This is a genomic window from Nocardia sp. NPDC055053 (assembly GCF_053608285.1).
Genome location: NZ_JBSGVD010000034.1, coordinates 64,114 through 77,412, shown reverse-complemented (window position 1 = coordinate 77,412; position 13,299 = coordinate 64,114). Strand labels below are relative to the sequence as shown.

The 13,299-nt window shown below is 65.6% G+C and carries 16 protein-coding genes; 7 read left to right on the top strand and 9 right to left on the bottom strand.

The window, feature by feature from the left end:
* Positions 1 to 490: integrase core domain-containing protein (locus ACWF82_RS27720; RefSeq protein ID WP_452505821.1), on the top strand; the 490-nt coding region annotated here is incomplete at its 5' end.
* Positions 491 to 512: 22 nt separating this feature from the next.
* Here ACWF82_RS27720 and ACWF82_RS27715 read toward each other — a convergent pair.
* From ACWF82_RS27715 to ACWF82_RS27685, 7 genes are all read right to left on the bottom strand, one after another.
* Complete coding sequence (locus ACWF82_RS27715; RefSeq protein ID WP_452505820.1) at positions 513 to 722, bottom strand: hypothetical protein; 210 nt, start codon at positions 720 to 722, stop codon at positions 513 to 515.
* A 343-nt stretch (positions 723 to 1,065) separates the two neighbouring features.
* Positions 1,066 to 1,611, bottom strand: coding sequence for a hypothetical protein (locus ACWF82_RS27710; protein ID WP_452505818.1), 546 nt, complete (start codon positions 1,609 to 1,611; stop codon positions 1,066 to 1,068).
* Between the two features lie 8 nt (positions 1,612 to 1,619).
* Positions 1,620 to 2,507 (bottom strand): hypothetical protein, encoded by an 888-nt coding sequence (locus tag ACWF82_RS27705; protein WP_452505816.1) that lies wholly within the window; start codon positions 2,505 to 2,507, stop codon positions 1,620 to 1,622.
* 15 nt (positions 2,508 to 2,522) lie between these two features.
* Positions 2,523 to 2,837 carry a hypothetical protein gene (locus tag ACWF82_RS27700; RefSeq protein ID WP_452505814.1) on the bottom strand — a complete coding sequence of 105 codons (315 nt, stop codon included), beginning with the start codon at positions 2,835 to 2,837 and terminating at the stop codon, positions 2,523 to 2,525.
* 3 nt (positions 2,838 to 2,840) lie between these two features.
* Positions 2,841 to 3,692, bottom strand: coding sequence for a hypothetical protein (locus tag ACWF82_RS27695; protein ID WP_452505812.1), 852 nt, complete (start codon positions 3,690 to 3,692; stop codon positions 2,841 to 2,843).
* Positions 3,693 to 3,963: 271 nt separating this feature from the next.
* Positions 3,964 to 4,122 carry a hypothetical protein gene (locus ACWF82_RS27690; RefSeq protein ID WP_452505810.1) on the bottom strand — a complete coding sequence of 53 codons (159 nt, stop codon included), beginning with the start codon at positions 4,120 to 4,122 and terminating at the stop codon, positions 3,964 to 3,966.
* 3 nt (positions 4,123 to 4,125) lie between these two features.
* A complete protein-coding gene (locus tag ACWF82_RS27685; RefSeq protein ID WP_452505829.1) occupies positions 4,126 to 5,505 on the bottom strand; it encodes a cystathionine beta-synthase in 1,380 nt (459 codons plus the stop codon).
* A 204-nt stretch (positions 5,506 to 5,709) separates the two neighbouring features.
* Between ACWF82_RS27685 and ACWF82_RS27680 the strand changes: the two genes are divergently transcribed.
* Both ACWF82_RS27680 and ACWF82_RS27675 read left to right on the top strand, forming a co-directional pair.
* The gene (locus ACWF82_RS27680) at positions 5,710 to 6,597 is read left to right on the top strand and encodes an SGNH/GDSL hydrolase family protein (RefSeq protein ID WP_452505808.1); all 888 of its coding nucleotides are present in this window, start codon (positions 5,710 to 5,712) and stop codon (positions 6,595 to 6,597) included.
* Between the two features lie 60 nt (positions 6,598 to 6,657).
* Positions 6,658 to 7,878 (top strand): acetyl-CoA C-acetyltransferase, encoded by a 1,221-nt coding sequence (locus ACWF82_RS27675; protein ID WP_452505806.1) that lies wholly within the window; start codon positions 6,658 to 6,660, stop codon positions 7,876 to 7,878.
* Between the two features lie 59 nt (positions 7,879 to 7,937).
* On the opposite strand, the gene ACWF82_RS27670 is transcribed toward ACWF82_RS27675, so the two are convergent.
* Complete coding sequence (locus ACWF82_RS27670) at positions 7,938 to 8,798, bottom strand: Bax inhibitor-1/YccA family protein (RefSeq protein WP_452505804.1); 861 nt, start codon at positions 8,796 to 8,798, stop codon at positions 7,938 to 7,940.
* A gap of 165 nt (positions 8,799 to 8,963) precedes the next feature.
* Positions 8,964 to 10,112: a class I SAM-dependent methyltransferase gene (locus tag ACWF82_RS27665; protein WP_452505802.1), complete on the bottom strand. Its 1,149-nt coding sequence runs from the start codon at positions 10,110 to 10,112 to the stop codon at positions 8,964 to 8,966.
* Positions 10,113 to 10,514: 402 nt separating this feature from the next.
* Between ACWF82_RS27665 and ACWF82_RS27660 the strand changes: the two genes are divergently transcribed.
* The 4 genes from ACWF82_RS27660 (at position 10,515) to ACWF82_RS27645 (ending at position 13,246) form a co-directional block, all read left to right on the top strand.
* Positions 10,515 to 11,093 (top strand): AMIN-like domain-containing (lipo)protein, encoded by a 579-nt coding sequence (locus tag ACWF82_RS27660; protein WP_452505800.1) that lies wholly within the window; start codon positions 10,515 to 10,517, stop codon positions 11,091 to 11,093.
* Positions 11,094 to 11,153: 60 nt separating this feature from the next.
* The gene (locus ACWF82_RS27655; protein WP_452505798.1) at positions 11,154 to 11,861 is read left to right on the top strand and encodes a DUF6153 family protein; all 708 of its coding nucleotides are present in this window, start codon (positions 11,154 to 11,156) and stop codon (positions 11,859 to 11,861) included.
* A gap of 77 nt (positions 11,862 to 11,938) precedes the next feature.
* A complete protein-coding gene (locus tag ACWF82_RS27650; RefSeq protein ID WP_452505797.1) occupies positions 11,939 to 12,559 on the top strand; it encodes a DUF305 domain-containing protein in 621 nt (206 codons plus the stop codon).
* A gap of 171 nt (positions 12,560 to 12,730) precedes the next feature.
* Complete coding sequence (locus ACWF82_RS27645) at positions 12,731 to 13,246, top strand: hypothetical protein (RefSeq protein WP_452505795.1); 516 nt, start codon at positions 12,731 to 12,733, stop codon at positions 13,244 to 13,246.
* The last annotated feature ends 53 nt before the right edge of the window (positions 13,247 to 13,299 follow it).

Sequence of the window (13,299 nt, the reverse complement as noted above, 5' to 3'; positions counted from 1 at the left end):
GGATTTCCAGTTCGATTCCACGGTCGACGGGCGAGCGGTGAAGATCGCGTCGATGGTCGATGAACACACCCGCGAATCGCTGTTGCACCTGGTCGGACGCTCGATCACCGCCGAGCGGCTGGTCGCCGAGCTCGAGCGGGTGTTCACCGCAGCCGGCGGGCCGCCGAGAGTGCTGCGGATGGACAACGGTCCCGAACTGATTTCGCATGCGCTACAGCAGTTCTGCGCCGATCGCGTCGGGATCTCCTACATTCCGCCCGGAACGCCATGGAACAACGGCTACGTCGAGTCGTTCAACCGGCGGCTGCGCCACGAATGCCTCAACCGCAACCACTGGACCAGCCTGCTCGAAGCCCGAGTCGTGATCGGGGACTTCAAGACCGACCACAACCAGCGCCACCGCCACTCAGCACTGGGCTACCAGACACCGGCCGAGTACGCTGCCCGCTGCAGCCACACCCACCATCCCGTGGCCTGCGGCATCAACTGAACAGATCTAATCACCCCGGATTCTATTTCGGGGTGGTCGCATCATCGGGGACCGGCCAATCCCGCAGGTCGCGCAGGACATGGTCGTGATCGTAAGAGTCGCGGTGGCCTGCGTAGAGCGCGGCCGCCGAGCCGCCGACCAGAACCGCGTCCGGCACCAGCACCTGCAACCGGGCGGCCGATTCCAACACAGCGACCAGTTCGTCACTCACGTCACTCGGATCGCCCACCATTAAACAATTTTATCATATGCGATAACTACTGACCGCTAGATCACTGACCGTGCGCGGAGGATTACCAGCTCCGCCGCGATCTCTTCCCCAGTCTTGCCCGCCGCCGTCAGCTCGTCGGCACGGCACAGCTTCCGCACGATGCCCTCCGCGGAATGCCGCTTCCGTCCTGCCATGTCCCTCAGCGCCCCTTCCAGCCCCTGACCAGGGCCAACAAGGATTCTAATACCTAGCGGTCCCATTCACTAGAACGGCAGCTGCTGTCAATGCACTCACATGCTACAGGCGCATATTCCTCTCCCTCGCTGGATCACCCAAGATTTCCTGTTAGCTTGTTTGCTTCAGCTCAGCCCTGCGCCCCAAGCTCTTTGGTCAAAGCGATCAGGAACTGAGACGCAGATCGGATCTGCTGGTCGGATACCTTGAACTTCGATTCACCGGTCTTGATCTGAACCGTCTCGATGGTGAGAGTGCCCTGCCAGCCATCAACCTTGGTAGCAATGTACACCGCACTATCTGTCGTCTTTATCCATACCTTCTCATCGTACCCAGACTGAGGAATGTAGCTCAGGTCGCCTTTGAGCAAGGCCGGCTCCGACTCATTCGGTAACATTGCCCGTAGGCGCGTTTGCCCCACTGCCAGATAATCCTGCGTAACGGTGCAGTGAGCTCCTAGTCCAATTTTTTCATAGGGTGGCGGCGCCACGGATCCGTATTCAATATCCACAGAGGATATTCCAAGCCCTTTCGAGAAGAAGCCCAGAGTTCGATCGCATTGCTCACCACGAGTATGACTCGACTCTGCCATCACAGGCTTTGCCGCAGAATTGAGCCCACACGATGACAAGAGAGAAATTGCAATTATTGCCGCCGCAGCGCCGACGCGCCCCATAATTATACTCACTGTGTACGCCTGTCAGAATTGACCGACCACTTGTTCGTGCCGTCAGTAACCGTCGCGTCATCAAACTTCTCGGTGCCGTCGACAACCATGGACGGCCACTTGTTTTCCGGCAGCCCGTCGATATCCGAGCTTGCCTGCGCGATCTGATTTCCGCCAATAATGGTTTCCTGAGCAGATGAGGCAATGCTTCCGATCGCCTGAGCAATTGCATTGTACATATTTCCGATACCGGCAACGATGTCCGCGGTCTGTGCCGCCGCGACGGGGCCAGTAGCAGCAGCAGCAACAATCTCGGCAACACCCGAAATGAACGAGAGAATTGATTCAACGATTTCCCGGTAAAGCTCCAAAGTCTTAATTGCAACAGCCTCGAGTGCGGTTGCTATAGTTTCGCATGAAGCCGGAATTGCCAACTGCGAGCACGGCTTCGCTTGCCGCTGTCGAGAATTTTCATACGATTCCGCAGCGATACCGGACCAGTGCGCATTCAGCTTGGTCTCGTCAATCTGGGTTCCAGCATTGGTTACAGCGCTGGCGACGTCTCGCCATGAATTGGCATAGTCGATGAAAGTGACGGGAACAAATATGCCCTTTATTAGTTCCTTCAACTTTGCGACGGCCTTACTTATGCAGTCGAGAACCTTATCGCGTTCCTCCCAAAGCCTGTCGATGATGTCTTCGGCTGCCAGCCCTCCCGCGAGATTACCAATCGGTCCAAGCACACCACCGCCCACCCATCCGGTAAGGCGAACGGCCATTACGATATCCCCAAAGGCATCGTTGACCTCACCGGGCTTCGTCTCTAACTCCGCCATCTTGGTTTTAATTGTTTCAGCATTCTCATTCAAGTCTGTTCGGGTTTGTGGATTCTTATCTTCTGCCATCCTATCGGCCCCCCACTAGTATAGATTGCGGATCGCGTGCTCGTTGCGAGCGTCCTCCGCCTCGTATGTGTCCGCGATATAGCGCAAAGTACTAGCAATTTCAGCGAACACCTGCTTTCCCTCGGTCATTCTACTGGCGAAAAAGTCTGGAACGTCTTTGTATTTTTCGTATGCAAGGATGAATACACCGGCCTCAAGGGCAGTGAACTTGGCCTTTTCGGCAGCCAGCCTCGCAGCCTCCAATTCTCCAATCGCCTCGTCCCAGTTGGTCGCGGCGGTCCGCACAGCGCTGACTGCGACCGAGACGGCTTGTTGCGATGGTGCACCCATCTTTTATACCCCCAGTTCCCGGATCAGATTATCTCGATGTCGAATATGTTGATACTCGAGATCCTCATCCGAGTACCGTGAGTAGTCCCCCTTGACCTTGAAGGTCGGGCGGAGACTGCGAACATGATCTGCGCAAAACAGAACTTCGTCGCTAATCTGGATCGGGTCAACTTGCCGCCCCCACCCGACCCACACATGCATAGACTTCACTTGAAAACAGTCCGCCGTCATCGACACGATCGGTCTATTGTCAATTTTTGCTCGACCGTGGACCTCGAAGACACCTCGAGTGAAAATGCGGGTCTGAGTTTCCCGATAATCAGCCCAACTTCGGGCTTCGAGTAGGAGCATCGTGACTGTGCGCTGATCGGGGACAGGACATGCGTGCCGGAACTCGCCTGTCAGAAGCTTTCCAGCAGCGATGCTCCGTCCAACGTGATCAGCCACCGCCTTCTTATAGGCGCGCATCAGTTCGTCGCCAGCCTCAGCGGGATTCACGTAGCGGTTCCACTGGCGGCTCAATTCAACTCGGGTCGGCAAGAGCCCCCGGTCGACTTCAATTGCTGCGAAGGAAGAGCCCTGGTAGTCGCCGGAGTCTACGCCGGGGCGGCTGTCGAGGTCACTAGCGACAGTCCTCGGCACCGATGAGTCCACTCGCTGGTATCGGCCGTCATCACGAGAACCGGCATCTGCCTCCGATCGATAAGCCTGTTCGCCTCGGTATGAGTCAGACTGTCGATCCGGTGTATGTGTGTCTGCGTTTCGGGTGGCCTGAGGCCTTGTCAGTGGCTCTTCGTCCCAGAACTCGTCGGGATCGTCATAGTGATTGAACCAACCGCCACTTGCCATCACCACGCCTCAACGGTTCCGCAAGACGCCGGTGTTGCAAGTCGAATCGCCATCAATCCCCCGTTTGTCCAGACCTGTTGCCGTAATGGCGCATTCCCACCCTTCCGGATGTCCAGGCAGGCTGTCAACTCCTCGACATTGGACCTCGCTTCGCGGAAGTAGTTGCGCGCCAGCACCTGCCGAGAGTTCAGGGACACGCACGGCACAGGTAGTCGAGTTCAGTCCGGACTGCGGACGATGTCCGAATCGAGCACGATCGGCAGCGTCAGGCGATCGCTCACCGGTCGCCTGCTGCCCTGTCGAACTCATCGAACACCGTTGCGGCATAACGCATGTCATCGTCGGAGACCGGGCCGAATTCGGAATCCCAGCCGTCGAGCAGTTCGCCCAGGGCCGCGTTGCGGGCCATGCGCTCGACCTGCTCGGCGCCGGCCACCGATCAGCGGCCTGTGCTGAGGAAACCCAGGAGGTCGTGGCGGGTGATGACGCCGACGGGCTTGCCGTCTTCGACGACCATGAGGGCGTCGGTGTCGGAGAGGGCCTTGGTGGCGGTGGAGATGGGTTCGCCGGAGCCGATGAGGGGAAACGACGGGCTCATGTGCTGGGCGACGGAGTCGGTGAGGTTGGCGCGGCCTTCGAAGACGGCCGAGAGCAAGTCGCGTTCGGTGACGCTGCCCGCCACCTCACCGGCCATCACCGGCGGCTCGGCGCCGACGACGGGCATCTGGGAGACGCCGTACTCGCGCAGGATCTCGATGGCATCGCGCAGGGTTTCCGACGGGTGGGTGTGCACCAGATCGGGCAGTTCGCCGGACTTGCCGCGCAGCACGTCGCCGACGAGCGGTTCCGGGGCGACCTCGAGCGGGGTGCGCAGGAAGCCGTAGGAGCTCATCCACTTGTCGTTGAAGATCTTCGACAGGTAGCCGCGGCCACCGTCGGGCAGCAGCACAACGACGACGGCGTCGGGATCGCGCCGGGCCACCTCGATCGCGGCGACCACGGCCATGCCGCAGGAGCCACCGACCAGCAGGCCCTCCTCGCGGGCCAGGCGGCGGGTCATCTCGAAGGAGTCGGCGTCGGAGACGGCGATGATCTCGTCGGGGACGGACGGGTCATAGGCCGAGGGCCAGAAGTCCTCGCCGACACCCTCGACCAGGTACGGGCGGCCGGTGCCGCCGGAGTACACCGAGCCCTCCGGATCGGCGCCGACGATCTTCACCTTCCCGCCCGAGACCTCCTTGAGGTAGCGGCCGGTGCCGGTGATGGTGCCGCCGGTGCCGACGCCCGCGACGAAGTGGGTGATCTTGCCTTCGGTGTCGGCCCAGATCTCGGGGCCGGTGGTCTCGTAGTGGCTGTCCGGGCCGCCCGGGTTGGCGTACTGGTTGGGCTTCCAGGCGCCCTCGATCTCGCGGACCAGGCGATCGGAGACGTTGTAGTAGCTGTCCGGGTGCTCCGGCGGCACGGCGGTCGGGCAGACCACGACCTCGGCGCCGTAGGCACGCAGCACGTTGCGCTTGTCCTCGCTGACCTTGTCCGGGCAGACGAACACGCACTTGTAGCCGCGCTGCTGGGCGACCAGCGCGAGACCGACACCGGTGTTACCTGAGGTGGGCTCGACGATGGTGCCGCCCGGCTTCAGCAGCCCTTCCTCCTCGGCGGCATCGATCATCTTGACCGCGATCCGGTCCTTGGAGCTGCCGCCCGGGTTGAGGTATTCGATCTTGGCGGCGACCAGGCCCGCGTTCGGGCCGACCACCGAGTTCAGCCGAACAAGGGGGGTGTTGCCGATGAGATCGACGACGTGATCCGCGATGCGCATGAGCTCCATCGTTGCAGAACCTCGGATCGGCGGTACGACCTGGTCCGATGGTGTGAGCCAGCGCACCACTCGTCCCAGCCCGGCGCGCCGAACCCGAGGGCTTGTCCCGCCGCGCAACAACTGATTTCGTTAGGGCATGGGTAACTCGCCTGGTACGCCCACACCGCGACCCGCCACCGAACGCACGACCGGATACGAACTCCGATGACACCAAGCGACAGGCAGAAGTCGCGGAGAGGCGGACTGCGTACCGCTGTCGTCACGGGGGCGACCACCGTGCTCGCCGGGTCCGGTGCCGGCACCGTTTCCTGGGCCACCTATCGGTTGCTGATGACGCAGGCAGGGGCGGCGCGGGCGGTCATCGGGCGCGATACCTCCAAGCCGCCGGAGGCCGACGGGGTCTACGCGCCGGGTGCGCAACTGCCCGAACCGTGGCGCAAGGGCGTGCCGAGCGACCTGCATCTGATGATCTTCGGCGACTCCACCGCCGCCGGGCTCGGCTGCCTCGGCGCCGCCGACGTGCCGGGGGTGCGGCTGGCGCGCGGGCTGGCCGAGGCTACCGGGCTGCGGATCCGGTTGAGCACGAAAGCGATCTCGGGCGCCACCTCCAAGGGTCTGGCCGGACAGGTGGACGCGATGTTCGTGGCCGGGCCGCCGCCGGACGCCGCGGTCATCCTGGTCGGCGCCAACGACATCACCAAGAAGCACTCCATCCGCGCCTCGGCGCGCAGGCTGGCCGCCGCGGTGGCGCGGCTGCGCGCGGCCGACGCGCTGGTCGTCGTCGGCACCTGTCCGAACCTGGGCACCGTCACCGCGATCCAGCAGCCGCTGCGCACGGTGGTGGCCAACTGGAGCGTGCGCCTGGCCAAGGCGCAGACGGTGGCGACCACGGTGGCAGGTGGTACGCCGGTGGCGATGGGTTCACCGCTGGTCGCCTCCGAGTTCCGCGCCGCCCCGGAAATCCTGTTCGCCACCGACGGATTTCACCCCTCCGCGGCGGGCTACGAATTGGCCGCTGCTCAGCTGCTTCCCGTCCTGATCGAGGCGGTGCGCGCCCGCCCTGCTCTTCCCGTCGCGCACAGCGAGAGTTAGATTCACGAAAGACCGGCAAGGTAAACAGCCGTTCACGCCAGCATCCGAAAAGGAGTCCTCATGCCCGAGGCCGTTATCGTCTCCACCGCCCGCTCCCCCATCGGCCGTGCCGTCAAGGGGTCCCTGGCGGGTATGCGTCCGGACGACCTGACCGCGCAGATGGTCCAGGCCGCGCTGGCCAAGGTGCCCTCGCTCGACCCGACGCAGATCGACGACATCATCCTCGGCACCGGCTCCCCCGCCGGTGAGGGCGGCTTCGGCATGGGCCGCATCGTCGCCATCAAGCTCGGCCTCGATGTCGTCCCCGGCACCACCGTGCAGCGTTACTGTGCGTCCTCGCTGCAGACCACCCGGATGGCCTTCCACGCCATCAAGGCGGGCGAGGGTGACGTGTTCATCTCCGCCGGCGTGGAGACCGTCTCGCGCTACGCGCGTGGCTCGGCCGACAGCTCGCCCGACACCAAGAACCCCGAGTTCGCCGAGGCCGAGGCCCGCACCGCCAAGACCGCCGAGGGTGGCGCCGGTGCGTGGCACGACCCGCGCCAGGACGGCCTGCTCCCCGACGCCTACATCGCGATGGGCCAGACCGCCGAGAACGTGGCCTCGCTGACCGGCATCACCCGTGAGGACCAGGACCGCTGGGGCGTGCGCTCGCAGAACCGCGCCGAAGAGGCCATCAAGGCCGGCTTCTTCGAGCGGGAGATCACCCCGGTGACCCTGCCCGACGGCACCGTGATCAGCAAGGACGACGGCCCGCGCGCCGGCGTCACCTACGAGGCGGTCAGCGGGCTCAAGCCGGTCTTCCGTCCCGACGGCACCGTCACCGCCGGTAACTGCTGCGCGCTCAACGACGGCGCCGCCGCGCTGGTCATCATGAGCGACACCAAGGCCAAGGAGCTTGGCCTGACCCCGCTGGCCCGCATCGTCTCCACCGGCGTCTCCGGCCTGTCCCCCGAGATCATGGGCCTCGGCCCGGTCGAGGCGGTCAAGAAGGCGCTGGCGCTGGCGGGCAAGTCGGTCTCCGACATCGACCTGTTCGAGATCAACGAGGCCTTCGCCGTGCAGGTGCTCGGCTCGGCCCGTGAGCTGAAGATCGACGAGGACAAGCTCAACGTCTCCGGTGGCGCGATCGCGCTCGGCCACCCGTTCGGCATGACCGGTGCCCGCATCACCACCACCCTGCTGAACAACCTGGAGACCTACGACAAGCAGTTCGGCGTCGAGACCATGTGCGTCGGCGGCGGCCAGGGCATGGCCCTGGTCATCGAGCGCCTCAGCTGAGATAGACAGTAAAAGAGCGGCCCACCGATTCGGTGGGCCGCTCTTTTATGTCTGCGCTATCAGTCGCGCTGGAAGTAGCTCAGCAGGCGGAGGATCTCGACGTAGAGCCAGACCAGGGTGACGGTCAGGCCGAGGGCGACGCCCCAGGCGGCCTTCTCGGGGGCCTGGGCGCGGATCAGCTGGTCGGCGGCGTCGAAGTCGAGCAGGAAGCTGAACGCGGCGATGGCGATGCAGACCAGGCTGAACACGATCGCCAGCACGCCGCCGTCGCGCAGGCCGAAGCCGCCGTCGGTGAAGAAGCTCGCGATCAGGTTGCCGACCATCAGGACCAGCACACCGACCATGGCACCGAGCAGCATGCGGGTGAAGCGCGGGGTGACCCGGATCGCGCCGGTCTTGTAGACGACGAGCATGCCGAAGAACACGCCGAACGTGCCGAGCACCGCCTGGCCGATCAGGGCGCTACCGCCGACACCGCCGAAGGTGACGTCGGTGAACATCAGCGACAGCGCGCCGAGGAACAGGCCCTCGAACGCCGCGTAGGACAGCACGATGGCCGGGTTGTCCATCTTGTTGCCGAAGCTCGCGACCAGGACCAGCACCAGGCCGATCAGGCCGCCGCCGATGACGAACAGCGGGGCCAGCGAGGGGTTCGCCGAGGACAGCGCGAAGGAGATGATCGCCGTGACGGTCAGCACCGCGAGGGTGATGCCGGTCTTGGTGACCACGTCGTCGATGGTCATCGCGCGGGTGGCTGGGGCCTGCTGGAACTGCTGGCCGTACTCGCCGTACTGCTGCTGTCCGTACTGCTGGTTGCCCAGCTGGCCCGCGCCGGCGGCGCCCGAACCGAAGTTCGCGTAACCGCCGACACCCTCCTGGCGAGGTAAGTTCTTGAACACCGGATTCGATGAGGTACGCACCGTGCGCCTTTCTTGGAGTGATTAGTCGCTGTACGCCTGGCGGCGTAGCACAGCTCCAACTGCCCTGTTCAACGCGCCACGATCGGACATAGTTCCCGGCGGCGCGACCATCGACCGCACCCCCGTCCGTTCGGACAAATCGGACTCTACCGCGTCCGACCGGCTCTATCGTTGTACGTCGCGCAGGCCACGAACAGACCGCGTCACCGTGAACTTCTGGTTCCGCCCGATCACGTCGGTGCGCCCGACCATCCGTTCGACCACTCCCCGATAGTTCAGGTGCGAGTTGTAGACCGTCCACAGCTCGCCACCCGGCCGCAGCACCCGGCCGGTCTCGGCGAACATCTTGATCGCCGAGCCGGTGTGCACGGCGGCGCCGACGTGGAACGGCGGATTGCACAGCACCAGGTCGGCGCTGTTGTCGGCGGCCGAGGACATGGCGTCGTCGCGCACCACCGTCACCCGGTCGGCCACGCCGTTGGCGGCCGCGGTGGCCCTGGCCGAGGCGACCGCGGCGGCGGACTGGTCGGTCCCGACGACCCGGATGTGCGGGCGCGACTTGGCCAGCGCCACCGCGAGGATGCCGGTGCCGCAGCCCAGGTCGATGGCCTCGCGGGCGTCGGGCTTCATCCGGTCCAGGTGCTCGAGCAGGAAGCGGGTGCCGATGTCGAGGCGGGGCCCGGAGAACGCGGCGCCGTAGGCGAGCACGTCACCGTCGATCTCGGCGATGTGCTCGGCCACCGGGAACCCCGACTCACCGACCGGCAGCGGCTCACTCACGACCAGCACGCGTGACTTCTGCCTGCCACGGCCCGCGCGCACCTGCCCGAACGATTCGGCGAGCACCTCGTTCATGGCCGGGGTCAGGTACTTGTCGCGACCGCCCGCGAACACCACGACGTCCTCGGCGGCGTAGCGGGCGATGGTTTCGGCGATCTCGGCCAGGCCGGACAGCATCCGCGGCAGCCGCATCAGGACGACCCGCGCGCCGGTCAGCAACTCGGCGTCGAGGCCGTGCGCGGTGTAGCGATCGGTCAGCCCGAGGTTCTTGGCATTGGCGGCCAGCGCGAGTTCCCCGGTGAGCAGGTCCTGATGCACGCGCAGACCGGTCAGGTCGTGCCGGGTCGCCGCGCCGACGGCGAGCGCGCCGTAGGTGTCGCCGATCACCGCAACCTCGCCGCTACCCGACGCCGCCAGGGCGTCCGCGGCGGTGTCGAGGAGTAACCGGTCGGCGGCGTCGACGGCATAGAGGTTCGGCGCCTCCACATCCGGATACCGGCGCAGCCGGGTGAATACGTCCTCGACTCTGTTCACGCGACAAGTGTGCTAGATCGTTGCCCCACCGTCACATCCGGCCCTGATATCCGCCGGTGGCCTTGCTCACAGCGCGGTGTCGTGGCACGTACTCCGGTGGGCACGAACAGCTTCCATCGATTTGCGACAGCCTTGCAGACCCGCTCGAGCTGGGCGATCTCACGAATCCCGTTGTTCCCCACTGTTTCGGCCGCTGTTTCTGGACCAGATCGACCGCGTGTGATCCGCGTCGAGCGCCTTGCACTCCGTGTCGAACCCCGCCGCCGCCGCTGCTCACCTCGAGCCCGCGCGCGGACCGGGCCGATCAGGTCACTCACCCGTTCCCCAGCTAACTTGCCGTAGCCGAACACACCGCGCGTTTCTTCGCCCGCCGCGCCACCTGGGCTGAGTACCATCGGCCTCATGCGTAACGCTCTCGTGTTCGGCATGGTCGCCATCGCGGCGCTGACGGTGTCCGGCTGCGGCACCGACACCGCACCGGTCGCCACCTCCGCGCCGACGAGCACCACCAGCACCTTCGCCGACGCCACCGGCGCGGCGCCGACCGACAACGAACCCAAGTCCGGCGAGGCCTCCCCCGGCGCCGCGCTGACCGTCACCGATATCCGGATCGGCCGCCAGGAGGGCTTCGACCGGGTGGTCTTCGCCCTGGGTGGGACCGGCACACCGGGCTGGCAGGTCGCGTACACCGACCGCGCGGTGCAGGACGGCAGCGGTAAGACCGTCGACGTGGCGGGCAGTTCGATCCTGGAGGTACGCATCCTCGGATCCGTCTACCCGTTCGACTCGACGGTCCCGGCGTATTCGGGGCCCGACCCGGTGACCGATCCCGGCGTCCCCGGGATCACCGGCGTCTACAAGACCCTGGTCTTCGAAGGCACGACCCAGTCCTTCGTCGGCGTCGACGCCGATCGGCCGCCGTTCGCCGTCACCGCGCTGACGAACCCGCCGCGGCTGGTCGTCGACATCGCCACCGGGTAGCTACCCCTACCGTGTCGGGGTATTTCCGGCAGCCCGATCGCGCTGGTTAGACTCGGTGCCGTGATCGACCAGCATCCGCTCGAGCGCGCACCCGGCATCGCCAGGGTGCTCGCCATGCTGATGCTGCTGGCCGGGATCGTCGCCATGCACTCCGCGGTATTCGGCACCGCGCACGCCACCGCCGCCGAGACGTCACACGCTGTACAGGCATCACACGTCAGCGCCGTAGCGCAGCAACAAACCCACGACCCCCATCCCTCACCCGCAGGCGCCGCCGAGGCGACCAGAGCGGGCGCCTACCCGCCCGCACACGCCGGGGCCGTCGAGGAAACACCGGCAAGCACCTCCCAGTCCGCCCACGCCGGGGCCGTCGAAACGCCCCACATCGGAACCGCGGAGGCGCCGCGCACCGGCACAACCGACGCGACACAGGCGAACTCGGCGACCCAGGGCGCCAGCGATTTCCAGCCGATCGATCGCACCGACGCGGCCACCGACATCGCACAGGGCACGGCCCCCGCCGACGACAAGCACGCGACCGGCTCCGGCTGCGGCGCCGCAGGCTGCGGTGAGCACGCCGCCGTCCACTCCTGCGTCTTCGTGCTCGCCGCACTCGCCGTCGCCCTGACACTCGTGCTGCTCTACCGGCTCACCGGCGACACCGCGGCGACCGGCAACGCCGCCACCCGGCCGTGGCGTGGCAGGCGCGAACGCCCACCGCCGTGGACCGTTCTCTCCCTCTCCCAACTGGCGATTCTGCGGATCTGACAGGTCAGCCGCCACCGGTGTGCCCGGCGGCGGTCCAACCCATCTCACCGTCACCAGAATCCCCAGGAGGATCACCCATGTTCATCACCCGTACCCGCGCCACCGTCCTCGCCGTCTCCGCCGCGAGCGTTCTGCTGCTCGCAGCCTGCGGCGACGACACCGAGTCCGCGACGCACGACACCCACTCGCCGACCAGCTCGGTGAGCGCGACCAGCGCGACGGCCGGGGCCCGCACCGACTTCAACGACGCCGACGTCACCTTCCTGCAGATGATGTACCCGCACCACGCGCAGGCCGTCGAAATGGCGAAGATGGTGCCGAGCCACACCCAGAACCAGCAGCTGATCGCGCTCGCGGCGGAGGTCGAGAAGGCGCAGGCGCCGGAGATGCGGCAGATCACCGATCTGCTGGCGTCCTTCGGTAAGCCCGCACCGAGTGCGAGCGAGGGCCACGATGGTCACGCCATGCCCGGCATGATGACCGACGCCCAGATGACCGCGTTGCAGTCCGCCACGGGCGCCGAGTTCGACAAACAGTGGCTGGAGATGATGATCGACCACCACGAGGGCGCGGTCGACATGGCGCGTACCGAGCTCGCCGACGGCGTCAACCCGGAATCCAGGCAGCTCGCGACGGCCATCGTGGCCACGCAGGAGGCTGAGATCACCACGATGCGCGGCATGCTCGGCCAGCGCTGATCAGGGGCGGTGCCGGGGCCACCGGTCCCGGCACCGCGACCGGCCCGACGTCTCGGTTGGTCATCGAAATCACCACCGCGAGCTGACGTCACCCGCTCACAGCCAGTACGGTCGATATGTTCGGCTCCGGTGCGATCCGGTGCCGGCGGTCCCGAGGGAGGAGAGGGAAGCATGAGACAGCGGGAACGAGTGGGGGTGACCACGGCACTCGTGGCCGTCGCGACCGGAATGGTCCTGGTGGCCTGCACCAAGCAGGTGCCGGGCGACGCCCAGGCCAACCAGACCGACCTCGCCTCCTACACCTCCGAGGTCGCCGCCTCCTCCGTGGCACGGGTGAAAAAAGCCAACGACACGGCCTGCGACGGACTGCGCGCGGCCAACAAGAGCTCGGTGACCGCGTTCAACGCCTACATCGACGCCAGCAACACCAGGGCGCCCGACACCGACACCAAGGCCAACGACGCGGTCGCCACCCTGCGCAACAACGCCAAGGACCTCGGCCGCAAGATCACCAACGATGTGATCCCGACGCTGGCCGAGCCGCTGCGCTCCTACCGCGACAACACCAACACCCTCGCCGACACCCTCGAACGCCGTGCGCCCACCGACGAACTCAATGATGTGATCGACACGTTCAACGCGGCGAAGGACACCGCGATCGAGGTCTGCAAGCCCTACGGAAGCTGAGCCGACGTAACAAGAACGTGATCGTTCACGATTCCCTCCCGGAATCTCTTTCT